The organism is Micromonospora sp. B9E7, assembly GCF_039871815.1.
In the GTDB taxonomy this organism is placed as follows: domain Bacteria; phylum Actinomycetota; class Actinomycetes; order Mycobacteriales; family Micromonosporaceae; genus Micromonospora.
Genome location: NZ_JBDPLX010000004.1, coordinates 100,445 through 126,753, shown reverse-complemented (window position 1 = coordinate 126,753; position 26,309 = coordinate 100,445). Strand labels below are relative to the sequence as shown.

Genomic DNA, 26,309 nt, shown 5'->3' with positions numbered 1-26,309 from the left:
TCACCCCGCCGGCTGGCGCGTCTGGTGAAGCAGAGCCAACGGGACAGACCCGGTGCGAAAGGCGGACGAGGTGGTGGGGGAGCGGCGAGACGGCAGGTGGTGGGACCGGCTCCGGCTGCCGGTCGGCGTCGCCGCCGGAATCGCGACGGCCGGTGTCGAGCTTGCCTTTCTCGCCATCGCGGCCGCCGCATGCGGCGTGGCCGCGACCGTGCCCGCGGCCCACCGTCGGGTTGTCGGCCTGACCAGGAGGTACGCGGCGCGGCTGGTGCACATGGAACGTCGCCGCCTCGCCGGGCTGCTCGCGGCGGGAGAGTTACCCACACCAGACGATGTGGCGACCCGGCGGCAGATCGGCTACCTGGCCGCCCGACTGCTACCCGGCGCACTCGGCGCGCTGGCATACGCCGTGCTCGGCATCGGTCTGGTGCTGGCCGGGATCGTGCTGCGCGCGGCGGTGCACGGAGAACTGCCCCTCCTCGACGCCCTGTCCCAGATCGGCGTCGGGGTGGTCCTGCTGCTGCTCAACGTCCAAGCGTTCGCCAGTGTCGCGGCGCTGGACGTCCGGCTGGCTCGGCGACTGCTCAGCCTCGGAAGTCGGGCAGAGCTGACGCGGCGGGTCCAGGAGCTGACCACCAGTCGGGCCGGGGTCATCGCCGCGGTCGACGCCGAACGGCAGCGCATCGAACGCGACCTGCACGACGGCCTCCAGCAGCGGCTGGTCGCCCTCGGCATGCTGCTCGGCCGGGCCCGCCGTGCCCGCGACGCCGACCGCACGCGCGCGCTGATCGCACAGGCACACGAGGACGTGCAGCGGGCCGTGGAGGAGTTGCGCGAGGTGGCGTGGCGGGTCTACCCGTCGGCATTGGACAGCAGCGATCTGGGCGAGGTGCTGGCCATCGTCGCCCGCGGATCCGAGGTGCCGGTACGGATCCGCTGCGAGCTGCCGGTCCGCCCTGAGCGGCAGATCGAGACGGTGCTCTACTTCGTGGCCTGTGAGGCGCTCACGAACGCCGCGAAACACGCCGCCGCTACCCTGGTCACGGTCGATATCGAGGCACAGGATGGGTGGATCCGGATGCGCGTGCACGACGACGGCGTCGGCGGGGCGGAACCAACCGGGCGCGGCCTGTCCGGGCTGGCGCGACGGGTCGCTGCGCTGGACGGTCGACTGCGGGTGACAAGCCCGGCCGGCGGCCCGACGACAGTGCGGGCGGAGTTGCCGTGCGGCTAGTCCTCGCCGAAGACTCGACGCTGCTCCGGGAGGGTCTGACGCGGCTCCTCGCCGAGGAGGACCACGAGGTGCTCGCAGCGGTGGGGACCGCCGACGAGCTTGTCGAGGCGGTCGGACGCGTCCGTCCCGAGGTGGTCGTCACCGACGTCCGAATGCCGCCCACCCACACCGACGACGGGCTGCGGGCCGCCCTGGAAATCCGTCGACGGTGGCCCGACACCGGCGTCCTCGTGCTCTCCCAGTACGTGGAGCGGCGTTACGCCGGCCGGCTGCTGGCCGACCGCCCCGAGGGGGTCGGTTACCTGCTCAAGGATCGGGTCGCCCAGGTGGACGACTTCCTCGACGCACTCGACCGGGTCGCCGCCGGAGGCACCGCCCTCGACCCGGAGGTGGTCCGTCAGGTGGTGGCCGGCTCGGGGCGGCCCGACCCGCTCGGTCGGCTCACGCCACGGGAACGGGACGTGTTGCACGAGATGGCGCAGGGCCACACAAACCTCGCGATCGCCCAGCGGCTGCACGTGTCGCAAAGTGCGGTCGAGAAGCACGTCAACGCCATCTTCGACAAACTCGACCTCGCGCACACGGCCGGTTACAGCCGACGAATCCTCGCCGTCCTGCGTTACCTGGGCACCTGACGTCCGTGGCCCGAGACGTGGCCGGACCTCCCCGCCGGGGCCGTGATCGACTCGCCTTCCTTGATGTCGGGGTGTCCGGGGCGCGGTTTGATGCCGCGACTTCCTGAAAACCGAGTCGATCATCGCGGTTCCGGTCACGTCCGCAGGCAGCCGGATCAGGTGTCAGGTCCGCTGTCGACGTGGGTATGCGTCGGCGCTCGGGGTGTTTGTCCGGTAATGCTTAGTTTGGGCTGTGATCGGCGGCACTTGTCGGGCGGAATCATGGCCGGGTCGGGGTCGTTACACACCCTGACGATGGCAGGACCACGGCCTGTCGGCTCGATGGTCAGCCCCCGGGAATCACCCCCGGCCCCGGGTCGTTACACCTGGACCCCGGCCCGACCGGCACCCCGCTCCACCGGGTGCCACGGTATCGACCGGCCCCGGAATGACCCCGCCTTGCGGGTCGTTACACCTGGACCCGGCGCCCGAGCCCCCGCTCGTAGGCCGCCGACCCCCGGTGCCGCAAGCCCCCCGGTTTGTAGGTCGCCGATCCTCAGACTTTTCCCCTGTTAGTGCAGCGCCGGACGAGGTGCTCTCATCCGCGGCATTCAGGCGGGTGTTCTTACCCCCGAAGGAGCTTCCCCCATGAATACGATCATGCGTAAGAGTGTGTTGTCTGTTGCTGGTCTCGCGTTCGCCGGTGGTGTGTTCGCCGGTCCGATCGCCGCCCACGCCGCCACCCCGACGGTGGATGCCAAGCCGGTTGCTGCCGCCGTGCAGACGGCGGCGCCGAAGCCGCAGGGCGAGCAGTCGCACATCACCTTGAACGACGAGCAGACCGCCAACGTGAAGGCGATCATTGCCGCGACGAAGAAGGCTGGTCTGCCGGAGCGGGCCGCGGTGATCTCGATCGCGACGAGTCTGCAGGAGTCGAAGCTGGAGAACCTGGGCCACCTCGGCGATGCCAACGATCATGACTCGCTGGGTTTGTTCCAGCAGCGCCCGAGCTCGGGTTGGGGCACGCCGGAGCAGATCACCGACCCTGAGTACTCCACGACCGCGTTCCTCAAGGGCCTGAAGCAGGTCGACGGGTGGCAGGACATGCCGTTGACCGAGGCCGCACAGACCGTGCAGGTCTCCGCCTACCCCGACGCCTACGCCCAGTGGGAGCAGCAGGCCACCGACCTGGTCGGCCAGCACTGGAACAGCTGACCCCCACCGAACGACCCGACCGCTGGCCGGCACCCCCACACGGGGTGCCGGCCAGCGGCATGTCCACGCCGAGATCTTGGACAGTTTCCGTTTTCGCGTAACGGGAACTGTTCCAAGATCTCGTGGTTCGAGGTTCTGTGGCGCAGGGGTGCGCGGCGAGGCTGGTCCGGGAACAAGGTCGGGGTCGGGCTGGTTGTGGAGGGTGTCGGTGTGACTCAGTGTCCCCGGGCCTCACCTATATTGCCCTCGCGGAATACCGTTCGGCTGGAGCCGCGTCGTGCCACTCGCCGAGAGGCGACCTGCACACCGACACCAGCGCCGCCCCCGGCCCACCGGCCGGGGGCGGCGCTGTCTGTGCTCAACGGGCGGCGGCACAATGTCCGGATGACAGAGGCGCAGCCGTGGTCCGAGCAGCCGGGCGTACTCGTACTTCCCAGTGGGGTCACCGTGCGCGGACGCCGCATCGCTGCGGCTACCTCGCCCGCCGACTTCGCCGTGCTGTTGGCACCCGGCCCGGTGCCGGCCTGGGCGCATCGGCGGATCCGGTGGCCCGACTTCTGGGTTCCGCTCGATCGCGCCGACGCCGTCGATGCCCTACGGGAGGCGCTACGGCGGGCGCACGACGGTGAACGGGTCGAGGTGGCCTGCCGGGGTGGGGTGGGGCGCACCGGAACGGCCCTGGCCGCGTTGGCGATCCTCGACGGTCTGCCGGTCGAGCGGGCGGTGCCGTGGGTCCGGTCCGGCTACCACCCGAAGGCGGTCGAGACGCCCTGGCAGCGGCGCTGGCTGCGCCGCGTCGCCTGAGCCGCGACCTCCACGCGCCCCGGCCCGCCGTGCCCACAGCCCGGTCCGCCCACGCATGGGCCCCGCGCATCACGCACAGGCGTCACCCCTTGGCGACCATTGCCGGCTCGGTGACGTACTCGCGGAGGTGGGTGGCGGTGAGGGTGTCGCCGCGAGCGACCAACTCGGCGGGTGTGCCGGTGAAGACGATCCGACCGCCGTCGTGTCCGGCGCCCGGGCCGAGGTCGATGAGCCAGTCCGCGTGCGCCATGACCGCCTGGTGGTGCTCGATGACGATCACCGTGTTGCCGGCGTCGACCATCCGGTCCAGCAGGGCCAGCAACTGGTCCACGTCGGCGAGGTGCAGGCCGGTGGTGGGCTCGTCCAGCACGTACGTGGTGGTCTTCTCCGCCAGGTGGATGGCGAGCTTGAGTCGTTGCCGCTCGCCGCCGGACAGGGTGGTCAACGGTTGACCGAGGCTGACGTAGCCCAGCCCGACGTCGACCAGCCGGCCGAGGATGAGGTGCGCCGGCCCACCCGGGAAGAACGCGTGCGCCTCGGTGACCGACATGGCCAGCACCTCGCTGATGTTCTTGCCGCGCAGTGTGTACGTGAGCACCTCGTCGGTGAAGCGTCGGCCCTCGCACCGTTCGCAGACGCTCGCCACGCCGGCCATCATCGCCAGGTCCGTGTAGATCAGCCCGATCCCCTTGCAGGCCGGGCAGGCGCCCTCGGAGTTGGCGCTGAACAGGGCGGCCTTGACTCCGTTGGCCTTGGCGAAGGCGGTACGGATCGGGTCGAGCAGCCCGCTGTAGGTGGCCGGGTTGCTGCGCCGGGATCCACGGATCGGGGACTGGTCCACGATCACGACGCCGGGCCGGCCGCGCAGCGAACCGTGGATCAGTGAGCTCTTGCCGGAGCCGGCCACTCCGGTGACCACGGTGAGCACGCCGAGCGGGATGTCCACGTCCACGTCGTGCAGGTTGTGCAGGTCGGCCTGGCGGATGGCGAGTTGCCCGGTGGGTGGGCGTACGTCGGCGCGCAGGGTGACCCGGTGGTCCAGGTGCCGGCCGGTGAGGGTGTCGGAGCGGCGCAGGCCGGGGACGTCGCCGGTGAAGCAGATCCGACCACCCTCGGTGCCGGCCCCCGGCCCGAGGTCGATCACGTGGTCGGCGATGGCGATGGTCTCCGGCTTGTGTTCGACCACCAGCACCGTGTTGCCCTTGTCGCGCAGCCGCAGCAGCAGGTCGTTCATCCGGGCGATGTCGTGCGGGTGCAGGCCGACGGTGGGCTCGTCGAAGACGTACGTGACGTCGGACAGGCTGGAGCCGAGGTGCCGGACCATCTTCACCCGTTGCGCCTCACCGCCGGACAGGGTTGCCGACTCGCGGTCCAGGCTGAGGTAGCCCAGCCCGATCTCGACGAGGGATTCCAGCAGGTCCCGCAGGTTGACGATCAGCGGCGCGACCTCCGGGTCGTCGATGCCCCGGACGAACGTCGCCAGGTCGCTGATCTGCATGGCCGAGCAGTCCGCGATGGTGCGTCCGGCGATGCGCGACGACAGGGCCGCCGCGTTGAGTCGGGTGCCGCCGCAGTCGCCGCAGGTGGTGAAGGTGACCGCCCGGTCGACGAACGCGCGGATGTGCGGTTGCATCGACTCGCGGTCCTTGGCCAGGAGGAGCCGCTTGACCTTGACCGCCAGCCCCTCGTAGGTCCAGTTGTTGCTGCCCACCTTGATCTTCGTGGCCGGCTTGTGCAGGAAGTCCTCCCACTGTTGCGGGGTGAAGTCCTGGAGTTTGACGTCCAGGTCGAACAGGCCGGAGCCGACGATGGTCTGCCAGTACCACGAGTCGACAGCGAAGTTGGGCACGGTGATGGCACCGTCGTTGAGGGAGCGTTCGACGTCGACCAACTCGTTGACGTCGAGGTCGGAGACCCGACCGAGCCCTTCACAGGTGAGGCACATGCCCTCGGGCAGGTTGAAGCTGAACGCCCCCGCGCCGCCCACCGACGGCTGGCCGAGCCGGCTGAACAGGATCCGCAGCATCGCGTACGCGTCGGTGGCGGTGCCGACGGTGGACCGGGAGTTGACGCCCATCCGCTCCTGGTCGACGACGATGGCCGCGCTGAGGTTGCGCAGCGAGTCGACGTCTGGGCGGTTGAGGTTCGGCATGAACGACTGGAGGAACGCGCTGTAGGTCTCGTTGATCATGCGTTGGGACTCGGCGGCGATGGTGCCGAAGACCAGCGACGACTTGCCCGACCCGGAGACACCGGTGAAGACGGTCAACCGGCGTTTGGGGATGTCGACCGAGACGTCGGCGAGGTTGTTCTCCCGCGCTCCGCGTACCTCGATCATGTCGTGGCTGTCGGCGGCGGACCAAGCTGACTGCGGCATGCGAACCCTTCACGGAGTCGTGGCGGGACTCGCGCCCCGCCGGGTGCTGACGGGTTCCATTGTCTCATTCATCCACATGTAGAGGCTTTCGGCGATATCCCTGAGCAGGCCACAGCGAAGTGTTCGGGAAAGTCTCAAATCACGTGGTAACCGTTATGGTTGCCGTCGTGACCTCCGGAGCGATCGAACGTCTGCGCGCCGTCGACCTCGCGGGCACCGTCGGGATCTCGGTGCAGCAGGTGCGCAACTACGTCGAGCAGGGGGTGTTGCCGCCGGTGCGCCGCACCGCAAGCGGTTACCGGATCTTCACGACCGAGCACGCGCGGGCGCTCACCGTGGCGCGCCGACTGGCCGAGGGGCACGGCTGGATCCGTACCCGGGAGATCATGGCGGCGGTGCACCGGGGCGACCTGCCGACGGCCCTCGCGGCGCTCGACGGCGGGCATGCCGAACTGGACCGGGAGCGCGCCGATATCCGTCGGGTGCTCGGCGCCTTCGAAACCGTGCTGGCCAGCCCGTCGCAGGCCCGGCCCACCCCGCGCCGCGACGCCCGCATCGGCGAGGTCGCCGCCCTGGTCGGGGTCCGGACCTCGCAACTGCGGCTGTGGGAGGAGCGGGAACTGCTGCGGCCGGGCCGCACCCCGGGCACCAACTACCGGGTGTACGACGAGACGGAGCTGCGCGCCGCGCAGGTCATCGCGCTGTTGCGTCGAGGCGCGTACCCGTTCGAGATCATCGAGGCGGTGCTGGGCGAGCTTCGGACCACCGGCAGCCCGCAGCGGGTCCGTGCCGAGCTGGCCCGCCGCGAGCAGGAGCTGCACACCCGCAGCCTGCGAAGGCTGCGGGGCAGTGCCGCGCTGCACGACTATCTGCGCAGCGGGCGCGACGCGGGTTGACCGACCGGGGCATCCCGTCCCGCCGGGCGATCGTCGTGACTAGGGTCGGGCAGATGAGAGCTGTGCTGCTGGCGGCCACGACGTCCGCCGTCCTGCTCGCTCCCGCGCCGGTCGCCGCGGCGGGAGCGTCCGCCGTGCCGGCGGTGCGGTGCCCCCGGGTTCCGGCGCCGGCGATGTCCCGTCCACCCCGGCCGTCGCCCCCGCCCGCCGTCCCCGCGCAGCGGGTCGTCGGTGGGGCCGGGCTGGACACCGCCGGCCTGGTCGTGCCGGCCGGTGTCGCCGCGCCACCGGGGGTCACCGCCACGTCGTGGCTGGTCGCCGACCTGGACAGCGGCCAGGTGCTCGGCGGTTGCGGCCCGCACGAGTACGGCACGCCGGCCAGCGTGCAGAAGCTCCTGCTGGCGGCCACGATGCTGCCCAGGCTGGACCCGAAGCAGACGGTCACCGTCACCGAGGAGGACATGGACATCGAACCCGGCTCCTCGGCGGTGGGCCTGGTCGCGGGAGGCCGGTACGCCATCGAGACGATCTGGCTCGGGTTGCTGCTCAACTCCGGCAACGAGGCCGCCAACGCGCTGGCCCGACTCGGCAGCGGCACGGACAGCGCCGCCGGCGTACGCGCCATGAACGAGCACGCGCACCACCTCGGCGCGCTCCAGACGCACGCGGTCACCCCGTCCGGGCTGGACGGCGCGGGCCAGTTCACCAGCGCGTACGACCTGGCGTTGATCGCCCGGGCCTGCTTCGCCGAGCCGACCTTCCGCAGGTACGCGTTGACCGAGCAGACGTCGATTCCGGCCCAGCCGGCGCAACGCACCAAGGGTTTCGACATCCAGAACGAGAACCAGCTCGTCTACCGGTACCCGGGTGCGCTCGGCGGCAAGACCGGCTTCACCGATCTGGCCCGGCACACCTACGTGGGGGCGGCGGAACGGGGAGGACGACGGCTCGTGGTGACCCTGCTGGGCGCCGAATCGGCGCCGAAGCGTGGCTGGGAGCAGGGTGCGGCTCTGCTCGACTGGGGGTTCACCGTGCCCCGGGACGCCTCGGTGGGCCGGCTGGTCGATCCGGGCGAGCTGACCGCCACACCGTCGGCGGCACCGTCCGCGCTGGCGGCAGCCGGTGCTCCCCGACCGGCGGCGGCCAGCGGGGCGGGGCACCGCGGCTCGGGCTGGCTCTGGTCGGTGACCGCGGTCAGCGGCGCGGGCGTGCTGGCACTGATGGGCGGGCTGCTGTGGCGGCGTCGCCGTCGACTGCCCTGACGAATCGACATCCGGCGCTGGCATCCATAGACTCCGGTCTTTCTGGCACCACGAGTCCAGGAGGATCCCTGTGTCGAGTGAACCCCCACCGCGCCCCCGCGTGGCGGCACCCCGCCGGCCGGTGCGCGCCCTGACCCGCCTCGCGGGGGTGACCGTCCTCGCCGGGGCGCTGGTCGTCGGCGCGTCCGCCGCCGCGGTCGCCGCGCCAGGCCCGTCCGTTGACGGGACCACCGCGCCAGGCCCGTCGGCTGACGGGACCACCGCGTCCGCGGCGCAGCTCACCGCTGCCGACGCCGCCACCCGACCGCCGCGTACCACGCACGGCCCGTGCGCGTACACCGAGACGCCGGACGAGCCGGCGGCCCGACCGGTGCCGCTGCCGCCCGACCCGCGACGTACCCCGGCCCGGGGTGCTGTCCGGGTGACCCTGGCGACCAACCACGGGCCGATCGGTCTGACCCTGGACCGGGCCGCCGCGCCGTGCACCGTGCAGAGCTTCCTGCACCTGGTCGGCAAGCGCTTCTACGACCGCACGTCATGCCACCGGCTCACCGCGTACCCGACGCTGAGCGTGTTGCAGTGCGGTGACCCGTCGGGCACGGGCGAGGGCGGCCCGGGATACCGGTACCGCGACGAACTGCCCACCGACCTGCCGCCCGCGCCCACCGACCCGACCGGGGAACGCCGGGTGTACGCCCGGGGCGTCCTGGCGATGGCCAACGCCGGGCCGGACACCAACGGCAGCCAGTTCTTCCTGGTGTACGCCAACTCGGCGCTGCGCCCCCACTACACGATCTTCGGCGAGGTCGACGCGGCCGGGCTGGCGACCCTGGACCGGATCGCCGCCGGGGGAGTGGCCCCGACCGCCGAGGACCCCGCACCGGTCGACGGTGCGCCCGCGCTGCCGGCGACGATCCGCAAGGCCGTCCGCCCGCACCACCACCACTGACCGTGCGGCGCGGTGGGTGACCCGTCGTCGCTCACCGCGCCCGGCGTCAGCCGCACGCCCCCCGGCCGGGTTGCCGACCCGTCGCCGGATTTACCGGAACCGGATCGGAAGCGCTCCAACCGGTCTCCGGCACAGTTCCGGCCGTCACGACGGGTCGGGCGACCCGGTCGGCGGCGCGGCGGTGCTGTCCCGCACGACCAGTTCCGTGGCGAGTTCGACACGTGGCGAGTCGATGCCCTCGCCCTGGGACAGGCGCAGCACGGTCCGTGCCGCCAACCGTCCCATCTCGACCAACGGCTGGCGCACGGTGGTCAGCGGCGGGGACGCCCACCGGGCCTCCGGCAGGTCGTCGAAGCCGACGACGCTGACGTCGTCCGGGACTCGCAGCCCGCGGCGTCGAATGGCCTCGTAGACGCCGAAGGCCATCTGGTCGCTCGCGGCGAAGATGGCGGTCGGCGGGTCGGGGAGGTCGAGCAGCGCCGTTCCGCCGGAGAAACCGGAGGCGTGGTAGAAGTCGCCCGGGTAGATCAGCGCGTCGTCCATCGGCACCCCGGCGGCCTCCAACCCGGCCCGGTGACCGTCGAGCCGCGCACGGCTGCACAGCAGGTGCGTCGGGCCGGCCACGAAGCCGATGCGCCGGTGCCCGATCGAGAGCAGATGCTCCGTCGCGGCGAGCCCCCCGGCCCAGTTGGTCGCCCCGATGGTCGGCACGTCCATGGCCGGAACGCCGGCCGGATCGACGACCACCACGGGCACGTTGAGGCGGCGGAGCTGCGCGTGCAGCGGCGGGCTCAGGTGCGAGGTCACGAAGATGACGCCGTCGGTGGCCCGGGTGCGCAGATTCTGCAGCCACTGTCGAGCCGCGGTGGGCTGCCGGTGGATCGCGGAGACCACGGTGCCGAGGCCCGCGCCGTGCCCGACATCCTCCACGCCACGGATGATTTCCACGGCCCAGGGGCTGTCCAGGTCGTTGAAGACCAGGTCGACCAGGCCTGCGCGGCGAACGCTGCGGCTGGTGCGACGCCGGTAGCCGTGGTGGCGCAGCAACTCCTCGACCCGCTCCCGGGTGCCGGGGGCCACATCGGAGCGACCGTTGAGCACTCGTGACACGGTCGGCACCGAGACCCCGGCCTCCCGTGCGATCGCGGTGATGGTCACCCTGCGTCCGTCGTCCGCGCCCACCCGCGTCTCCTTCACCGAGCCGGAGGAACGACAACAAGGTGCCGTCCGCCGTGTGTCCCGGAACGGCGTGCCCGTTCCACGCGTCATCTTGCCTCACGGAAGCGCGTTGACGACATGCCAGGTGGGTGCTGATGATCACCAAAGTTGCGGAAATCTTCCGGAAACATCTCGGGCGGACGGCACCGCCCGGCCTCGCCGGCCGGCTCCGAAGGTGCCGCCTGCGTCTTGATCAACTCGGGTTTCGTGATGTCCCGGTATCAAACTGTCCCGGACACCCCGGTATCCCGCGAAAGCGAGTCGATCACGGCCACCATCGGCGGCGGCCCGATCTGGGCTGGTAGACAAGAGCGGTGCGTACCCGCGTCGCCGTCCTGCTCGCGTTCGTCGCGCTGCTCGGCGGCTGTTCGCGGGCGGAGCCTCGGCCCGCGCCGGCCTCGTCGGCCGCGCCGCAGTCGACACCCCAGCCGACGCCGGTGCGCCCCGCCCCGACGCCGCCCCCCGCCGAGCGGCTGCCCGGGTTCGTGGTGCTGACCGAGTTCGACCCCCGCATCCGCGCCGACATCCGCTACGCCACCCCGCACAACTTCGTCGGCCGTCCGATCACCGGCTACCGCGAGCCGCTGTGCCTGCTCACCCGGCAGGCCGCCGAGGCGCTGCGGCGCGTGCAGGACGCCGCGCTTGCCGCCGGGCACAGCCTCAAGGTGTACGACTGCTACCGCCCGCAGCCGGCGGTGGACGACTTCGTCGCCTGGTCGAAGCGCTCCGGCGAGCAGCAGACCAAGGCCGAGTTCTACCCGGACGTGGCGAAGGACCGTCTCTTCGCCGACGGGTACATTGGCGCGCCCACCGCGCACAGCCGCGGCAGCACCGCGGACCTGACCCTGGTCGACGAACCGCCTGCCAGCCAACCTCCGTACCGGGTCGGGCAGCCGCTGGTCGCCTGCACCGCGCCACGCGGGCAGCGTTTCGCCGACAACAGCATCGACATGGGCACGGGCTTCGACTGTTTCGACTCCCGGGCGCACACCGCCGACCCCCGTATCACCGGCACTCCTCGGGACAACCGCCGGTTGTTGCAGCGGCTGATGACCGACGCCGGGTTCGTCAACTACGACCGCGAGTGGTGGCACTACAGCCTGCGCGACGAGCCGTACCCGGACACGTTCTTCGCCGCGCCGGTTGCCCGCTCGTCGGTCGGCTGAAGCCTGGCCCAGCAGCGCCGCCGTCGGGGCGTCCGGCATGATCGTCGCAATGACCACCGAACGGATCGGCCCCCCGGTCACTGGCGACGAGCGGGAGACGCTACGCGCCTTCCTCGATTTCCACCGTGCCACGCTGGCTCTCAAGTGCGAGGGCCTCTCCGACGAGCAACTGCGCCGGCAGTCCATGCCGCCCTCCACGCTTTCCCTGCTGGCCCTGGTGCGGCACATGGCGGAGGTGGAACGCGCCTGGTTCCGACGGGTCATCGACGGCGAGGACGTTCCGTTGGTCTGGTCGGAGGCCGGCGACTTCCAGGAGGCCTACGACGCCAGCTCGGCCACCCGGGCGGAGGCGTTCGCAGCTTGGGAGCGTGAGGTCGAGCATGCCCGCCGGATCGAGCGGGGGGCCGCGTCGCTGGATGTGACCGGCCTCAACGTCCGCTCCGGCGAGACCGTGTCACTTCGGCTGGTGATGCTCCACCTGATCCACGAGTACGCCCGGCACAACGGCCACGCCGACTTCCTCCGCGAGGGCATCGACGGCGCCGTGGGCGTGTAGCGAGCGGGTGCCGCTGCTCCTGAGGGCGATGTGCCGCAGAGCGATCCACCCGAACTCAAGACAACGACGCTTCTCGATTGCAAACAATAGACGTATGATGTCTATCACATCGGGCATGGTCGAATCGATTCGCTCACTCCGCCCGGATCATCGATGATGCTCGCTCCCGGGTTGACTCCGATGCCCAGCCGGGCCACCTCGACGCTCCACTGTGGTTGGCAAGCAGTGTCGGCCACCGGCACGCGCCACGCCCTCATCACCCGTTCGAGAGGATTCGACGAACGTGAAAAGAAGACTCAGCCGCTTCCTGGCCGCCGCAGGGATCCCGTTGCTCCTGGCCACCGGCGCCGGTGGCTACGTGCTCTCCGACCCGCCGCCAGCCCGCGCCGCCACCACCGGCCCGTGCGACATCTACGCCTCGGGTGGTACGCCGTGTGTGGCCGCGCACAGCACCACCCGGGCGCTCTACGGCGCCTACAACGGCCCGCTCTACCAGGTCCGACGCTCGTCGGACAACACCACCCGCGACGTCGGCGTGCTGAGCGCGGGAGGTTACGCCAACGCCGCCACCCAGGACACGTTCTGCGCCAACACCACCTGCGTCATCACCGTCATCTACGACCAGTCCGGCCGCAACAACCGCCTCACCCAGGCGCCGCCCGGTGGCTTCGCCGGCCCCGCCCCCGGCGGGTGGGACAACCTCGCCGACGCGAAGGCCGCGCCGGTCACCGTCGGCGGCCAGAAGGCGTACGGCGTCTACATCGCGCCCGGCACCGGCTACCGCAACAACAACACCAACGGCGTCGCGACCGGCGACCAGCCGGAGGGGATCTACGCGGTTGTCGACGGCACCCATTACAACCAGTGGTGCTGCTTCGACTACGGCAACGCGCAGACGAACAACCTGGCCGACGAGCGCGCCATCATGGAGACCGTCTACTTCGGCGCCAACAAGCAGTGGGGCTACGGCGCGGGGGCCGGCCCGTGGATCATGGCCGACCTGGAGTGGGGGCTGTTCTCCGGGGTGAACGCGGGTTACAACAACATCGCGTCCATCAACCACCGCTTCGTCACCGCCATGGTCAAGGGCGAGCCGAACCACTGGGCGATCCGGGGCGGCAACGCGCAGTCGGGCAGCCTCACCACCTACTTCGACGGGCCACGCCCCAACGGCTACCACCCGATGAAGAAGGAGGGCGCCATCCTGCTCGGCATCGGCGGTGACAACAGCATCACCGGCCGGGGCACCTTCTTCGAGGGTGTGCTGACCTCCGGCTACCCGACCGCGGCCACCGAGAACGCCGTGCAGGCCAACATCACCGCCGCCGCGTATGCGCCCGCCGGAGGCGGAAATCCCCAGCAGAACGTCCAGGTCGTGGGCGGCGAGTCCGGCCGCTGCATCGACGTACCGAACGGCAGCACCACCAACGGCACCCAGGTCCAACTCTGGGACTGCGTCGGCAACACCGCGCAACGCTGGACCTACACCGCCGCCAAACAACTCCAGGTGTACGGCAACAAGTGCCTCGACGCCAACGGCCAGGGCACCACCAACGGCACCCAGGCGATCATCTGGGACTGTCACGGCGGCACCAACCAACAATGGAACCTCAACGCCAGCGGCACCATCACCGGCGTCCAGTCCGGGCTCTGCCTCGACGCCAACGGCGCCGGGACCGCGAACGGCACCAAACTCATCCTGTGGTCCTGCAACGGACAACAGAACCAGCAGTGGTCCACCCGTAGCTGACCACTCGGCAACGCCCGCGCGGCCGGGCCGCCCTCACCTCGCGAGGTGAGGGCGGCTCAGGTCCAGTAGAGAATCCGGCAGGCCGGTAGGCGGGCGGTCAGCTCGGCGGTGAACCAGCCACGCAGCTCGGCCATCGTGTCGCGCGGGTAGACGTACTTCACCGCGCCGAACTTCCCGCGCTTGCGGGTGCGGGACTCCTCGTCCATCTCCAGCCGGGTGCGCGGGTACCAACCGAGCAGCACCTCCCTGCTGCCGGGGGTGAACCGGTGGGTGATCAGCTCGGCGGTCAGGTCCAGCTCGGGGACCCCGTCGACCGCCGCGCGGACCTGGTCGAGCAACTCCCCGTAACGTTCCCGCCAGTCGGGCAGGGCGATGATCGGCGCGACGGTCAGCCCCACCGGGTAGCCGTCGAGCGCGAGTCGACGCAGCGCGGCGAGCCGGTCCGGCACCCGGGCGGTGCCGCCCTCGAACCGTTCGCTGACCGGGGCGCAGTTGACGCTGAACCGGACCCGGGTCCGGCCGGCGTGCGGCAGCCCGACGAAGGTGCCCACGTCCGCGTACTTGGTGGTCCAGCGCAACTGCACCGGCGCGTCCCAGTCGGCGAAGTGTTGCACCGCCCGCCGCCAACTGCCGGTCAGGTGCTCCAGCGCGAGCGGATCGGTGTAGCAGGACGCCTCGAAGGTGGTGCCCTCGTCGGCGCGCCGCGCGTTGCGGCTGGTCACCGTCCCACGCCCGGCGTACGCGGTCAGCCCGGCCAGGATGTCGTCGAGGTCCGCGTACACCCGGGTGACAGGTGGGCCGGACAGCGAACCGGCCAGGTAGCAGTACTGGCAGTGCGCGGGGCAGCCCTCGGCCAGGTCTACCCGCCAGTCGGCGCTGGGCGCGATCGGTTGCAGGGTGCGCCGCGAGGGTGGGCTCACCACGATCGCCATGGTCGACTTGGCCCGCGCGTACGTTTCCCGGTCGGTCTGCCCGCGTACCCCGGTGAGCCGGTTGGATTTCAGGTGTTCCACCTCGATGCCCAGCGCCCGTACCCGTTCGACGATCCGTTGCCCGTGGGGGTGGTCCAGCGCGGCCGGGGTGGCCACCACCCGGCCGGGGGTCCAGCGGCGCGCGGGCCGGGCCGGCGGCGCGAGGCCGGCCAGGTCGCGGGTCGACACCCGTTCGCCGCTGGCGTCGTGCGGCGCGGCGGGTGCGTCCACGGCGAGCGGCTGGTCGACGTCGACGGCGTCCGGGCTGGTCACCGGGCCGGGGTACCCGTTGCCGCAGGAATCCCACCCGATCGGTCGATCGGCGATTGACGCGATCAGGTGAGAGGAATAACCTTTCGTCTATCTGTAAACCTTGTGAACAGATGTACCTCGACGCGGCGGCGCGCGTCCCCACCGAAGGGACGATCAGGTGATCGCAGAACTCTCCACACGTACCAGACGGATCCTGTCGTTGTTCGTGGCCCTTGTCGTCGCGTTGACCGCCGGTGTCGCGGTCAGCGCCTCGCGCTCCGCGCAGGCCGCCCCGACGTTCAAGGTCCTGGCCTTCTACAACGGCACCTGGGACGACGCGCACATCGATTTCGTCAAGGACGCCCGGGCCTGGTTCCCGCAGGCCGCCGCCCAGCACGGCTTCTCCTGGGAGGCCACCAACAACTGGGGTCTGCTGAACACCGCGAACCTGGCGCAGTACAAGGTCATCATGTTCCTGGACGACGCGCCGCCCGCCGGGCAGCGGGCCGCGTTCCAGCAGTACGTGCAGAACGGCGGGGGGTGGCTGGGCTTCCACGTCAGCGCGTTCACCACCAACCCGTCGAGCTGGAGCTGGTACTACAACACCTTCCTCGGCACCGGCTCGTTCCAGACCAACACCTGGGGGCCGACCCGGGTCACCATGCGCGCCGACAACCGCACCCACGCCGCCACCCGCAACCTGCCCGCGACGTTCCCCTCGTCGATCAGCGAATGGTATTCCTGGAGCAACGACCTGCGGCAGAACCCCAACATCGACATCCTCGCCTCGGTCGACCCGTCCAGCTTCCCGGTCGGCACCGACCCCAACCAGTCCTGGTACGGCGGCTACTACCCGCTCGTCTGGAGCAACCGGCAGTACAAGATGCTGTACGCCAACTTCGGCCACAACGCGATGAACTACAGCACCAAGACCGGGCTGTCCTCCACCTTCGACAGCCCGCAGCAGAACCAACTGCTGATCGACGGGCTGCACTGGCTCGCCGGCGTCGGCACCACGCCCCCGACGACGCCCCCGCCCTCCGACGGCATCTCGCCGACCGCCTGGCACACGGTGGTCAACCGGGGCAACGGCAAGTGCGTGGACGCCCGGGCCGCCGCCAGCGCGAACGGCACCGCCATCCAGCAGTACGCCTGCAACAACAGCGCCGCCCAGCAGTACCAGTTCGCGCCGACCAGCGGTGGCTTCCTGCGGGTCAACAACCGCAACAACAGCGCGCAGGTGCTCGACGTGACAAACGTGTCGACGGCCGACTCCGCGCCGATCCAGCTCTGGAACTACACCGGCGGCAACAACCAGCAGTGGCGGGCCGAATCCGAGGGCGGCGGCTACTACCGTCTGGTCAACCGGCTCAGCGGCAAGTGCCTCGACGTGCCGGGAGCGTCCACCGCGGACAGCGTCCAGCTCATCCAGTACACCTGCAACGGGACCGCCGCGCAGTCGTTCCGGCTGGTGCCGCAGTCATAGCCTTGCCGTAGCGTCCCGGGTCATGGCGATTCCCGACCTGGTGCCGATCGCGCACGAGCCCGACTACCGCACCAGCACGATCGGCCACTACGACAAGGGTCAGTTCTTCGGCTCCGTCACCGCCACCCTCGAGGACGGTGCCGGAGCCGAAGACGACTGGTACCGCCACAAGCGGTGGTACGCGGTGCTGCACCGCTTCGACGCCGACGGCACACACGTCGACTCGGACATCTGGTTCGCCGGCACCAGCGAGGACGAGGACGCCTCCATCGACCGGGCGGAGGCCCGCCTCGCCGAGTGGCTGGACGCGTTGCCCGGCCGGTTCTTCGCCGACATCGCCATCCGGCTGTTCCAGGTCGAGGTCGGCGGGCACGTCTTCGGGCTGGTCGACTGGTCCCACGAGTACGACGGCGCCGACCATGCCGAGTTCCTCCCCGACGACCTCGGGTTCGACCCACCCTGGGACGGCTGCTACGACACCTGACCCGGCTTCTCGTCGAGCGCGGCGGGGCCAGGTGACGTCGGGCCGCCGCGGGCCGACCGCGTCGCGTCGACAGGGATATCCATTGCGGACGCCCCGCCGCCCTCCTACTGTCATCGGTACAAGGTCGAGAGAGCAACCACGAGAGAAACCACGAGGGGAGTACGCCGTGTCCCGACGCGCCCGCACCGATGCCGCTCGGCGTCCGCTTCCTGCCGACGGTTATCTGCTCACCACGCTCATGACCACTGTCTGTAACCCCTTGCGGGGCACCGGGCCGGGGTGGCGCGCCTGACGGCGACGCTGACGCGCGCGTCCGCCGGCCGCCCCTCCCCACCGGGATCGGGCGGCCTTCTCGTATCTACGCGCCGCCCGGCCACCGATGGCCCGTTCCTGATCGATATCGGTCACCCGCACCACCGAAGGAGACCACCATGGGATTCACCCCTCTCGCCGGCACCCGGGCCCCGGTCCGGGTCTGGACCGACCCGTACGCCATCGAGCCGCAGGCCGCCAGGCAACTGCGCAACATCGGTGCGCTGCCCTGGGTGCAGGGCGTCGCGGTCATGCCCGACGTGCACTTCGGCAAGGGCGCCACGGTCGGTTCGGTGATCGCGATGCGGCAGGCCGTCTCGCCGGCCGCGGTCGGCGTCGACATCGGCTGCGGGATGTCGGCGGTCCGTACCTCGCTGACCGCCGCCGACCTCCCGGACGACCTGGCCGCGCTGCGTTCGGCGATCGAGGCCACCATCCCGGTCGGCTTCGCCCAGCGGCAGGACCCGGTCGACACCCGTCGGGTCCGTGGGCTGGAGCAGGCCGGCTGGGACGACTTCTGGGGCCGGTTCGCCGGCCTGGACCGGCGGGTGGCGCAGCTGGAGACGCGGGCACGGCGGCAGCTCGGCACCCTCGGCGGGGGCAACCACTTCATCGAGGTCTGCCTGGAGCAGGGCGGCGCCGACGAGGGACGGGTCTGGCTGATGCTGCACTCCGGGTCCCGCAACATCGGCAAGGAGCTGGCCGAGCGGCACATCGGGGTGGCTCGGGGCCTGCCGCACAACGCCGACCTGCCGGACCGGGATCTGGCGGTGTTCCTCGCCGGCACGCCGGAGATGGACGCGTACCGGCGGGATCTGTGGTGGGCGCAGGAGTACGCGCGCCGCAACCGGGCGGTCATGCTGGCACTGCTCTGCGGCGTGGTGCGCGAGCAGTTCCCGCAGGTCTCCTACGACGAGCCGACCTCATGTCACCACAACTACGTCTCGGAGGAGAGCTACGACGGGGTGGAGGTGCTGGTCACCCGCAAGGGCGCGATCCGGGCCGGCCGGGGTGACCTGGGCATCATCCCCGGTTCGATGGGCACCGGGTCGTACATCGTGCGGGGTCGGGGGAACCCGGACGCGTACTGCTCGGCATCGCACGGAGCCGGGCGGCGGATGTCGCGGGCCCAGGCCAAGCGGACGTTCAGCACGGAGGACCTGGCCGCGCAGACCGCCGGGGTGGAGTGCCGCAAGGACGCCGGGGTGGTCGACGAGATCCCCGGCGCGTACAAGGACATCACCGAGGTGATGGCGCAGCAGGAGGACCTGGTCGAGGTGGTCGCGCACCTCAAGCAGGTGGTCTGCGTGAAGGGCTGACGTGCCGTGCGGGCCGGGGAGACCGGCCCGCACGGCCGCTGCTCAGAAGCCGACGAAGACCCGGCGCAGATCGTCCAGGGTCACCGGGCCGGTCGCCTGCACCCCTTCAGGGGTGTGCTGAGGGCCCAGCCGTCCGGTGGCCAGCCGCAGCCACGCCTCGGCCGGGGCGGTCAGCTCGCCGTCGGGCTGCTCCGGGGCGTCGGTCAACTCGACCCGCTCGCCCAGCCGCAGCCCGAACGTCCGCTCGGGCGCGTGCAGCCGGACCAGCAGGGTGGCCTCCCGCCCGGCCAGCTCCTGCGGCCGGCTGGTCCAGGACAGCATGCCGCCGACCTGGTCGAGCAGCAGCGTCACCGCCCCCGGCGTCACCGCCGCGAACGGGTTGAACGCCACCTCGGTGTCCCACTGGTGCAGGGCGAACTCGCTGAGCCGGAACCGGGCCGCGGTGGCCACGTCGACCGGCTCGGGCAGGAAGCCGAGGTCGATCCGCATGGAGGCCCGGGTCTCGGCGTCCAGCGCCTCGTACGCCTCGACCAGCCGCTCGTTGGTGGCGAGGAATCCGGCGGCGTGCTCGGCCGGGGACATCGCGTCCCAGCGCGCCCAGACGCCGCGGTTGAAGTCCCCGTCCGGGCCGGGCGCACCGGTGCGGGCGGCGTCCAGCGTCGCCAGGTTGATCTCGGCGCCGCTGCCCAGGTGGCTCAGCACCTGGGACACCTGCCACTCGCTGGCACCCGACGGGCGGAGCAGGTCGTCTTCCTTGAGGTCCCGTACGAGCGCGGCGAGCTCCTCGTGGCCCGCGCGCAGAGCGGTGATGATCTGGTCAGCAGGGGTCGACATGGATCTCCTCAAACGGACTTTCGACGATGGTCGGGACGTTACCGGAAGCGGCCGCCGGCCGGCCCACCCCACGCTCGGGGCGTTCCGGCCGGCGGCCACGTCGGTCAGCTCAGCCCATGTGCACGGTGTTACCGGTCGGGATGTCCTCCTTGCGCACCTTCACCAGGAACAGGGTGGCCAGGCCGGCGAGCACGATCAGCACCGCGCCCCAGGCGAACGCCACGCTGTAGCCCTGCACCAGCGCCTCGACCTGGTTGACCGGGTTCGGTGCCCGACCGACAAGGTACGTGGCGACCGCGCTGGTGTAGAGGGTGTTCAGCAACGCGGTGCCCAGCGAGCCACCGATCTGCTGGGTGGCGTTGAGCGTCGCGCTGGCCGCGCCGGCGTCGTGCTCCGGCACCCCGACCAGCGCCAGGCTGGACAGCGGGACGAAGGTGAAGCCCAGACCCAGGCCCAGGATGACCTGGGCGGGCAGCAGATGGGTGAGGAACGACGTGTTCACGTCGATCTGGGTCAGCACCAGCATGCCCACGGCGGCGAGCGCCGAACCGGCGAGCATCAGCGGCTTGGCGCCCAGTCGCGGCATCAGCTGGCTGGCGCCACCCGCGGCGATCAGCACACCGGCGGTGACCGGCAGCGACGCGAGACCGGCCTCCAGGGGCTTGTACTGCAGCACCACCTGGAAGTAGAAGGTCAGGAAGAGGAACGCCCCGAACAGGCCGGCGCCGATCAGCGTCGAGGTGAGGAACGCACCGCCCCGGTTGCGGTCCAGGATGATCCGCAGCGGCAGCAGCGGGTGGCTGGAGCGCATCTCGATGACCACGAAGGCGGCGAGCAGCGCCACACCCGCGGCGATGAAGCCGAGCGTCCCGGTGGCGTCCCAGCCGTCCTCGGCGGCCTTCGTGAAGCCGTAGACCAGGGAGACCAGGCCGGCGGTGACCACGATCGCGCCGGGTACGTCGTAGCGGGTGTTGCCGTGCGCCCGGCTCTCCGGCACCAGCGGGAGCGCGAAGGCGATGGCGATCGCGGCGACCGGGATGTTGACCAGCAGGCACCAGCGCCAGTCGGCGTACTCGGTGAGCACCCCGCCGAGGAGAAGGCCGACGGCCGACCCGCCGCCGGCGATCGCGCCGTACACCGCGAAGGCCTTGGCCCGCTCGGTGGCCTCGGTGAACAGGACGGTGAGCAGCGCGAGCGCGGCCGGGGCGAGCAGCGCGCCGAAGGCGCCCTGCAACGCGCGGGCGGCGAAGAGCATGCCACCCGTGGTGGCGAGGCCGCCCAGCGCGGAGGCGAGCGCAAAACCGGTCATACCGACCAGGAAGGTGCGCTTGCGCCCCCAGTAGTCCGCGATCCGGCCGCCGAGCAGCAGCAGTCCGCCGAACGCCAGCGTGTAGGCGGTGACCACCCACTGCCGGTTCGCGTCGGTGATGCCCAGGTCGACCTGGGCCTGCGGCAGCGCGATGTTCACGATGGTGGCGTCGAGGACGACCATCAGCTGCGAGACCGCGATGACCGCCAGCGCGATCCAGCGACGCGGGTGCGGCGCTCCTGTCGACGCCCCGGCGCCGGGCGCGCCGGGGGCGGTCGAGGTGGTTCCGGGCATGGTGAAGCCTTCCGTGTTGCGAATGTCGAGAGAGATCAGGCCTGGGACGGGCGGTCGTGCTGGTAGCGGAGAACCGGGATCAGCACCTGGTCGACGACCTGGGTGAGGAACACGTCGTCTGCGGGTAGGCCGTGCGCGACGATGCGGGACAGGGTGAGCGCGGGCGCCAGATCGTGGAACAACTCGCGCTCGCCGGCCTCCGGCGGGATCTCCCCCCGGGCGGCGGCACGGACCAGGATGGCGGTGCTGGCCACCCGCCCGGCCGGCAGCACCTGGTGGCGTACCAGGCGTTCCAGCTCGGGGTTGGTCCGCATGGCGAACGTCAACGCCTGCATGAGGTCGCAGTCGGCCACACAGATCGCCGCCGTGGCGCGCAGCAACTCGATCAGGTCACCGCGCAGGGAGCCGGTGTCGGGCGGGTTGTGCACCCCCACGTGCCGGTCGCGCAGAGCGGCGACGACCAACTCGGCCTTGCCGTCCCAACGCCGGTAGATGGTGGCCTTGCTGACGTGGGCGCGAGCGGCGACGGCGTCGATGGTCATCCGGTCGTAGCCGACCTCGCGCACCAGATCGATGACCACGGCGAACAGGTCGGTTTCGGTGCAGCGCGGACCACGAGCGGCCGGCACCCCGGCACTCGCGCCCACTTGCTGACCACCCAGCATCCTCGACGACCCCCCGCGAAACGATGTCGTACCGACACTAGTTCGCGGTTGCCCGAACGTGCAGGCTTTCGTGAGTTGCGTCGCAGGCAGAAGGCGGAACGATTGCGTTTCCTCGTGGAGTCCGCCCGATGAACGCGGTGGTCAGGCGGCGGGTGCGAGGAGCACCGGCACGGTAGTCGTGTTGATCCGCGAGCCGTCGCGCGCGGACACCTCGTACACCTCGATCGTGCCCTTCTGTTCCCGGGTCGTGCGCCAGCCGACCAGCACCCGGTAGCCGCCCCGGCAGCCGCTGCCGCAGCTGGCGGTGCCGAACCCGGTGGCCACCTCCCGGCCGGCGGCGTCCAGGACCCGGACGCTCACCGTGGCCTCGAACACGTCGGCGGTGCCGGTGACGACGAGTGGGGTGGTGACGCGTTCACCGACGATCGGTCCGGTGACCACGATCGGCGGCAGCAGGTCCGCGTAGTCCGCCCGGTCGACCAGGTCCGCACCGTCGAGGCGGACCTGACGCACGGTGGGGAACTGGGTGAGCGTCCACACCACCTGTGCCTCGCGGAGCCGCCGCGCCGCAGGGTCGTCGGCGGACGGGACCCGCAGCGTCGCCGTGCCGTCGGTGATCCTGGTGACCTCGACGCCGGCCGGGACGAGGGTTTCCAGCCCGACGGCGGCCTCCGCCGCTGTGGGCCCTTGGGCCAGCTCGGTCAGCGCCAGCCGGGACGTCGCCACGGTGGCCGGACGGGACCGCCTGGTCGGCACGAGTTGCCCGGCGCGGACGAACCACAACTCGACGGTCACGGTGCCCCGGGCGGGGCCGCTCGTCGGCGTCGACGGGGTGGTCGCGGACGACGCTGGCGGGTCCGCCGGCGGGGTCGGCTCGGGGCGTCCGGACGACGTGGCGCTGGACGGCGCGGCGGTCACCGGGGCTGTGCCCGACGGTGCCGTGGTGGGCGCCGGGCCGAGCGCCCCGGAGCGGGGACTTCCACAGCCGCCCACGAACAGTGCGGCGACGAGCACCGCCCCGACGACACCGCGCGGGCTCACGCCGCACCGTCCACCGGAGTGTCGACGCCGGAACGGCCCGTGCGATCGTCATCGGTCGTCGCACTGCCCGCCGGCAGTTCCAGCCGGAAGCAGGCACCGGCGCCGGACCCGCTGCGGACGCTGAGCACGCCACCGAGAAGGGCCGCGTGTTCCCGGGCGATGGCCAGCCCGAGCCCGCTGCCCGGCCGGGAGCGGGACCTGTCGACCTGGTGGAACCGGTCGAACACCCGGGACAGATGCTCCGCCGGGATGCCCGGCCCCTGGTCGGTGACCTCGAAGACGACAAGCGAACCCTCACCGACGACGGTGGCCCTGATCTCCCCGCCGCCGTGCTCGACCGCGTTGGCGACCAGGTTGGCCAGCACCCGTTCCAGCCGACGCGGGTCGGTGCGCAGCGGGACGGCGTCGCCGCCGACGAGCACCCGATCCGCCCAGCCGCGCGCGGCGACGATGCCGTGCAGCAGCGCCGTCGCGTCGACCGGCTCGACGGTCGGCTGCTCCCGTCCGGCGTCCAACCGGGAAATCTCCATCAGGTCCTCGACCAGCCGGCGCAGCCGGGCCACGTCGCCGACCAACAACCGCGCGGCCGGCCGGGCGTCGTCGGGCAACTGGTCGAGGTGCTCGCGCAGCAGCGACGCCGCGGCCACCAACGCGGTCACCGGGGTACGCAACTCGTGCGCGACGTCGGCGGTGAACCGCCGCTCGCGGGCCTGGGCGGCCGACAGTGCACCGATCTTCGACTCCAGTGCCTCGGCCATCTCGTTGAACGTCGCCGCCCAGGCGCTGAACTCGTCGCGCCCGCGTACCGGCAGGCGGGTGGCGAGCAGGCCCTCGGTGAGCGCTCGGGCGGCCCGGCTGGCCCGGCCCACCGGCTCCAACGTGCGACGGGCCAGCGCGTGACCCACCCCGGCGGCGAGCAGCACCACGAGTACCCAGCCCGCCACCAGGGCGGTCCGCAGCTGACCCAGGTCGGTGGCGACGTCGTCCTCCACGGTGAGGACGTACAGCTCGGCGGTCGAGCCCGGGATACGGCCGCCGACCACCAACAGCCGGGGACGGTCCGCCGGTGCGGAGCGCTGGTAGCCGAGCTGCCCGCCCGCCACGGTGGCCCGCAACCCGGTGCCCAGCTCCGGGGCGTACGCGGGGTGCGAGGGGCGGGCCGGGCCGTCGACGAGCACCACGTGCCGGCCGCTGGCCTCGAAGCTGGTGAGCAGGTCGGTGCTGCGCTGCTCGGTCAAGGGGAGGAACTGCCCGGCGAGGACGAGTTGGTAGCGGGCGTCGGCGGCGGCCTCCTGCAACGACGCGTCCCACCAGGACTGCCGCAGCAGCAGCCCGGTCCCGCCGGCGAGCAGCCCGGCCGAGACCCCGGCGACCAGGACGAACGCGACGGTCAGCCGGCGCCGCAGGCGGCCCGGGGGCACCGCGCGTCCGGCCATCGCCGTCCCTCCCGTCAACCGGTCGACAACTTGTAGCCGGCACCCCGCACGGTCTGGACCAGCCGCGGCCGGGCCGGATCCTCCTCGATCTTGGCGCGGAGCCGTTGCACGGCCACGTCGACGAGTCGGGAGTCGCCCAGGAAGTCGTGGCTCCACACCAGGTGCAGCAGCAGCTCCCGGGTGAAGACCTGGCCGGGTCGACGGGCCAGCTCCAGCAGCAGGCGGAACTCGGTGGTGGTCAGCGCCACCTCCCGGCCGTGCCGGCGGACCACGAAGCCGCCGGCGTCGATCTCCAGGCCGCCGACCTCGATGAGTGTCGACGGGACGGGTGCGCTCGCCCGACGCAGCACCGAGCGGACCCGGGCCACCAGCTCGGGCAGGTCGAAGGGCTTGCGCAGGTAGTCGTCCGCGCCGCACTCCAACCCGACCACCACGTCGATGGTGTCGGTGCGCGCGGTCAGCATCAGGATCGGCACCTGACTCGTCCGCCGGATCTCCCGGCAGACCTCCAGGCCGTCCAGTGTGGGCAGCATGACGTCGAGCACGATCAGATCGAGGGGGTTGGCCCGCCACGCCGCCAGGGCCTGCCGCCCGTCGACGGCGCTGTCGACCCGGAAGCCGGCGCGGCGCAGCCCGAGGACGGTGATCTCCCGGATGGAGGCGTCGTCCTCGACCACCAGTACTCGGCCCTCCATCACCTGAGGGTAGACCCGCCGACACGCTGCGCAGTCCTGGTAGAACGGCTGATCCCAGAGACCAGGCAGTCTCTCCGCGAAGCACCGTCCAACCGCTAAGGTCGGATGATTTCGGCACGCCTCGATCAGTTCACACGAAAGGGCACGACGTGCAACGTCATGGCTGCGTGATTCGACTTCGCCCGGACCAGCGGGAAACCTACCTGCGGCTGCATGCCGAGGTCTGGCCGAGCGTCGAGCAGACGCTGCGCGACGCCAACTTCCGCAACTACACCATCTTTCTCCACGGCGACCTGCTCTTCGGCTACTACGAGTACGTCGGTGACGACTACGAGGCCGACCTGCGGTTCATCGCCGCCGATCCGCAGACGCAGGAGTGGTGGAAGCTGACCGACCCGTGTCAGGAGTCGATCGCCGAGCCCGGCTCGGGGGACTGGTGGGCCCCGATGCGCGAGGTCTGGCACCTGACCCACGAGGCCTAGCCGGACTACCGTGCCCGTGGCGCGGCTGCGTCGATCATGGAGTCGTGGTGCCCGTTGTGGTGACCGGTGCCCGCTATGTCACCCACCACAGCTCCATGATCGACGAGGTGAGGCGTCCTCACCACTGGTGGGCGACGTCGAGCACGACCCGACTGTGCGCACCGGGGCCGGTCAGCACGAGCACGCGGAACGGCAACCGGGCCCGAACACCCACCGCGAAGGTGCTGTAGCCCTCGAAGCTGCCGCCGAAGACGACGTCCCGCAGCGTCGAGTAGCGCAGCGGGTTCGCGACGTGCTCACCTACCGCGTAGGGCACGGTGCCCTGGTGCGCGTCGTCGTACGCCGGGGCGCGCAGCGAGACCCGTAGCAGGGCACCGCCGGCGGTGTACGGCGACAACGCCAACCCCTCGCCCTCGGTCCAGGTCTCGCCGTAGCCGACGGCGTAACCGTCGACCGACCCGGCGAACTCGAACACGACCCGGTCGTAGCAGTCGTGCCGGCCGGTCCGTACCTCGGTCAGCGGGGCGTCGCTCAGGGTGCCGGCCGACTTCTCCGCGCTGCCCCAGGTGATCCCGCAGTAGGCCGCCGCGCTGCTTCTGGTGCCCGCCGCGCTGCTGCTGCCCACGCCGGCGACCAGTCCGGCAAGGACGACCGCCAACGCGGTCAGTGCGCTCCTGATCCTCATCATGGC

At 71.3% G+C, this 26,309-nt stretch carries 24 protein-coding genes; 14 read left to right on the top strand and 10 right to left on the bottom strand.

What is annotated here, in order from left to right:
• Window positions 1–52: 52 nt before the first annotated feature.
• The 4 genes from ABGB10_RS08335 (at window position 53) to ABGB10_RS08320 (ending at window position 3,864) form a co-directional block, all read left to right on the top strand.
• The gene (locus ABGB10_RS08335; protein ID WP_347660271.1) at window positions 53–1,231 is read left to right on the top strand and encodes a histidine kinase; all 1,179 of its coding nucleotides are present in this window, start codon (window positions 53–55) and stop codon (window positions 1,229–1,231) included.
• On the top strand, window positions 1,222–1,866 hold the full coding sequence (locus ABGB10_RS08330) for a response regulator transcription factor (RefSeq protein WP_347660270.1): 645 nt from the start codon (window positions 1,222–1,224) through the stop codon (window positions 1,864–1,866). The genes ABGB10_RS08335 and ABGB10_RS08330 overlap by 10 nt, the downstream gene beginning before the upstream one ends.
• A gap of 627 nt (window positions 1,867–2,493) precedes the next feature.
• Entirely contained in the window at window positions 2,494–3,060 is a 567-nt protein-coding gene (locus ABGB10_RS08325) for a hypothetical protein (RefSeq protein WP_347660269.1), read from the top strand.
• A gap of 384 nt (window positions 3,061–3,444) precedes the next feature.
• Window positions 3,445–3,864, top strand: coding sequence for a protein-tyrosine phosphatase family protein (locus tag ABGB10_RS08320; RefSeq protein ID WP_347660268.1), 420 nt, complete (start codon window positions 3,445–3,447; stop codon window positions 3,862–3,864).
• Window positions 3,865–3,946: 82 nt separating this feature from the next.
• Here the strand turns inward: ABGB10_RS08320 and ABGB10_RS08315 are convergent, their stop codons facing one another.
• A complete protein-coding gene (locus ABGB10_RS08315) occupies window positions 3,947–6,241 on the bottom strand; it encodes an excinuclease ABC subunit UvrA (protein ID WP_347660267.1) in 2,295 nt (764 codons plus the stop codon).
• Window positions 6,242–6,408: 167 nt separating this feature from the next.
• On the opposite strand from ABGB10_RS08315, the gene ABGB10_RS08310 reads away from it, so the two are divergent.
• The 3 genes from ABGB10_RS08310 to ABGB10_RS08300 all read left to right on the top strand — a co-directional run bounded on the left by ABGB10_RS08310 (window position 6,409) and on the right by ABGB10_RS08300 (window position 9,348).
• Window positions 6,409–7,137 (top strand): MerR family transcriptional regulator, encoded by a 729-nt coding sequence (locus ABGB10_RS08310; protein WP_347660266.1) that lies wholly within the window; start codon window positions 6,409–6,411, stop codon window positions 7,135–7,137.
• 53 nt (window positions 7,138–7,190) lie between these two features.
• On the top strand, window positions 7,191–8,399 hold the full coding sequence (locus tag ABGB10_RS08305) for a D-alanyl-D-alanine carboxypeptidase (RefSeq protein WP_347660265.1): 1,209 nt from the start codon (window positions 7,191–7,193) through the stop codon (window positions 8,397–8,399).
• 100 nt (window positions 8,400–8,499) lie between these two features.
• Window positions 8,500–9,348 carry a peptidylprolyl isomerase gene (locus tag ABGB10_RS08300; protein ID WP_347660477.1) on the top strand — a complete coding sequence of 283 codons (849 nt, stop codon included), beginning with the start codon at window positions 8,500–8,502 and terminating at the stop codon, window positions 9,346–9,348.
• Between the two features lie 144 nt (window positions 9,349–9,492).
• On the opposite strand, the gene ABGB10_RS08295 is transcribed toward ABGB10_RS08300, so the two are convergent.
• On the bottom strand, window positions 9,493–10,530 hold the full coding sequence (locus ABGB10_RS08295) for a LacI family DNA-binding transcriptional regulator (protein ID WP_347660264.1): 1,038 nt from the start codon (window positions 10,528–10,530) through the stop codon (window positions 9,493–9,495).
• 350 nt (window positions 10,531–10,880) lie between these two features.
• Between ABGB10_RS08295 and ABGB10_RS08290 the strand changes: the two genes are divergently transcribed.
• From ABGB10_RS08290 to ABGB10_RS08280, 3 genes are all read left to right on the top strand, one after another.
• Complete coding sequence (locus ABGB10_RS08290; protein WP_347660263.1) at window positions 10,881–11,732, top strand: M15 family metallopeptidase; 852 nt, start codon at window positions 10,881–10,883, stop codon at window positions 11,730–11,732.
• Window positions 11,733–11,781: 49 nt separating this feature from the next.
• A complete protein-coding gene (locus ABGB10_RS08285; protein ID WP_347660262.1) occupies window positions 11,782–12,288 on the top strand; it encodes a DinB family protein in 507 nt (168 codons plus the stop codon).
• 328 nt (window positions 12,289–12,616) lie between these two features.
• Complete coding sequence (locus ABGB10_RS08280; RefSeq protein WP_347660476.1) at window positions 12,617–14,038, top strand: arabinofuranosidase catalytic domain-containing protein; 1,422 nt, start codon at window positions 12,617–12,619, stop codon at window positions 14,036–14,038.
• 56 nt (window positions 14,039–14,094) lie between these two features.
• Here ABGB10_RS08280 and ABGB10_RS08275 read toward each other — a convergent pair whose 3' ends face one another.
• Window positions 14,095–15,282: a spore photoproduct lyase family protein gene (locus tag ABGB10_RS08275; RefSeq protein ID WP_347660261.1), complete on the bottom strand. Its 1,188-nt coding sequence runs from the start codon at window positions 15,280–15,282 to the stop codon at window positions 14,095–14,097.
• 157 nt (window positions 15,283–15,439) lie between these two features.
• On the opposite strand from ABGB10_RS08275, the gene ABGB10_RS08270 reads away from it, so the two are divergent.
• From ABGB10_RS08270 to ABGB10_RS08260, 3 genes are all read left to right on the top strand, one after another.
• The gene (locus ABGB10_RS08270) at window positions 15,440–16,747 is read left to right on the top strand and encodes an RICIN domain-containing protein (protein WP_347660260.1); all 1,308 of its coding nucleotides are present in this window, start codon (window positions 15,440–15,442) and stop codon (window positions 16,745–16,747) included.
• Window positions 16,748–16,769: 22 nt separating this feature from the next.
• Window positions 16,770–17,231, top strand: a complete 462-nt coding sequence (locus ABGB10_RS08265; protein ID WP_347660259.1) for a hypothetical protein — start codon at window positions 16,770–16,772, stop codon at window positions 17,229–17,231.
• 431 nt (window positions 17,232–17,662) lie between these two features.
• Window positions 17,663–18,862 carry an RtcB family protein gene (locus tag ABGB10_RS08260; RefSeq protein ID WP_347660258.1) on the top strand — a complete coding sequence of 400 codons (1,200 nt, stop codon included), beginning with the start codon at window positions 17,663–17,665 and terminating at the stop codon, window positions 18,860–18,862.
• A gap of 42 nt (window positions 18,863–18,904) precedes the next feature.
• Here the strand turns inward: ABGB10_RS08260 and ABGB10_RS08255 are convergent, their stop codons facing one another.
• The 6 genes from ABGB10_RS08255 to ABGB10_RS08230 form a co-directional block, all read right to left on the bottom strand.
• The gene (locus ABGB10_RS08255; protein WP_347660257.1) at window positions 18,905–19,696 is read right to left on the bottom strand and encodes a maleylpyruvate isomerase family mycothiol-dependent enzyme; all 792 of its coding nucleotides are present in this window, start codon (window positions 19,694–19,696) and stop codon (window positions 18,905–18,907) included.
• Window positions 19,697–19,805: 109 nt separating this feature from the next.
• A complete protein-coding gene (locus ABGB10_RS08250; RefSeq protein WP_347660256.1) occupies window positions 19,806–21,299 on the bottom strand; it encodes an MFS transporter in 1,494 nt (497 codons plus the stop codon).
• 35 nt (window positions 21,300–21,334) lie between these two features.
• Window positions 21,335–21,946 carry a TetR/AcrR family transcriptional regulator gene (locus tag ABGB10_RS08245; protein ID WP_347660255.1) on the bottom strand — a complete coding sequence of 204 codons (612 nt, stop codon included), beginning with the start codon at window positions 21,944–21,946 and terminating at the stop codon, window positions 21,335–21,337.
• A 159-nt stretch (window positions 21,947–22,105) separates the two neighbouring features.
• On the bottom strand, window positions 22,106–23,005 hold the full coding sequence (locus tag ABGB10_RS08240) for a Gmad2 immunoglobulin-like domain-containing protein (RefSeq protein ID WP_347660254.1): 900 nt from the start codon (window positions 23,003–23,005) through the stop codon (window positions 22,106–22,108).
• Complete coding sequence (locus ABGB10_RS08235) at window positions 23,002–24,441, bottom strand: HAMP domain-containing sensor histidine kinase (protein WP_347660253.1); 1,440 nt, start codon at window positions 24,439–24,441, stop codon at window positions 23,002–23,004. The genes ABGB10_RS08240 and ABGB10_RS08235 overlap by 4 nt, the downstream gene beginning before the upstream one ends.
• Window positions 24,442–24,455: 14 nt before the next feature.
• The gene (locus ABGB10_RS08230) at window positions 24,456–25,136 is read right to left on the bottom strand and encodes a response regulator transcription factor (RefSeq protein ID WP_347660252.1); all 681 of its coding nucleotides are present in this window, start codon (window positions 25,134–25,136) and stop codon (window positions 24,456–24,458) included.
• A 167-nt stretch (window positions 25,137–25,303) separates the two neighbouring features.
• Between ABGB10_RS08230 and ABGB10_RS08225 the strand changes: the two genes are divergently transcribed.
• Window positions 25,304–25,618: an L-rhamnose mutarotase gene (locus ABGB10_RS08225; RefSeq protein ID WP_347660251.1), complete on the top strand. Its 315-nt coding sequence runs from the start codon at window positions 25,304–25,306 to the stop codon at window positions 25,616–25,618.
• Between the two features lie 118 nt (window positions 25,619–25,736).
• Here ABGB10_RS08225 and ABGB10_RS08220 read toward each other — a convergent pair whose 3' ends face one another.
• Complete coding sequence (locus ABGB10_RS08220; protein ID WP_347660250.1) at window positions 25,737–26,303, bottom strand: hypothetical protein; 567 nt, start codon at window positions 26,301–26,303, stop codon at window positions 25,737–25,739.
• Between the last annotated feature and the right edge of the window lie 6 nt (window positions 26,304–26,309).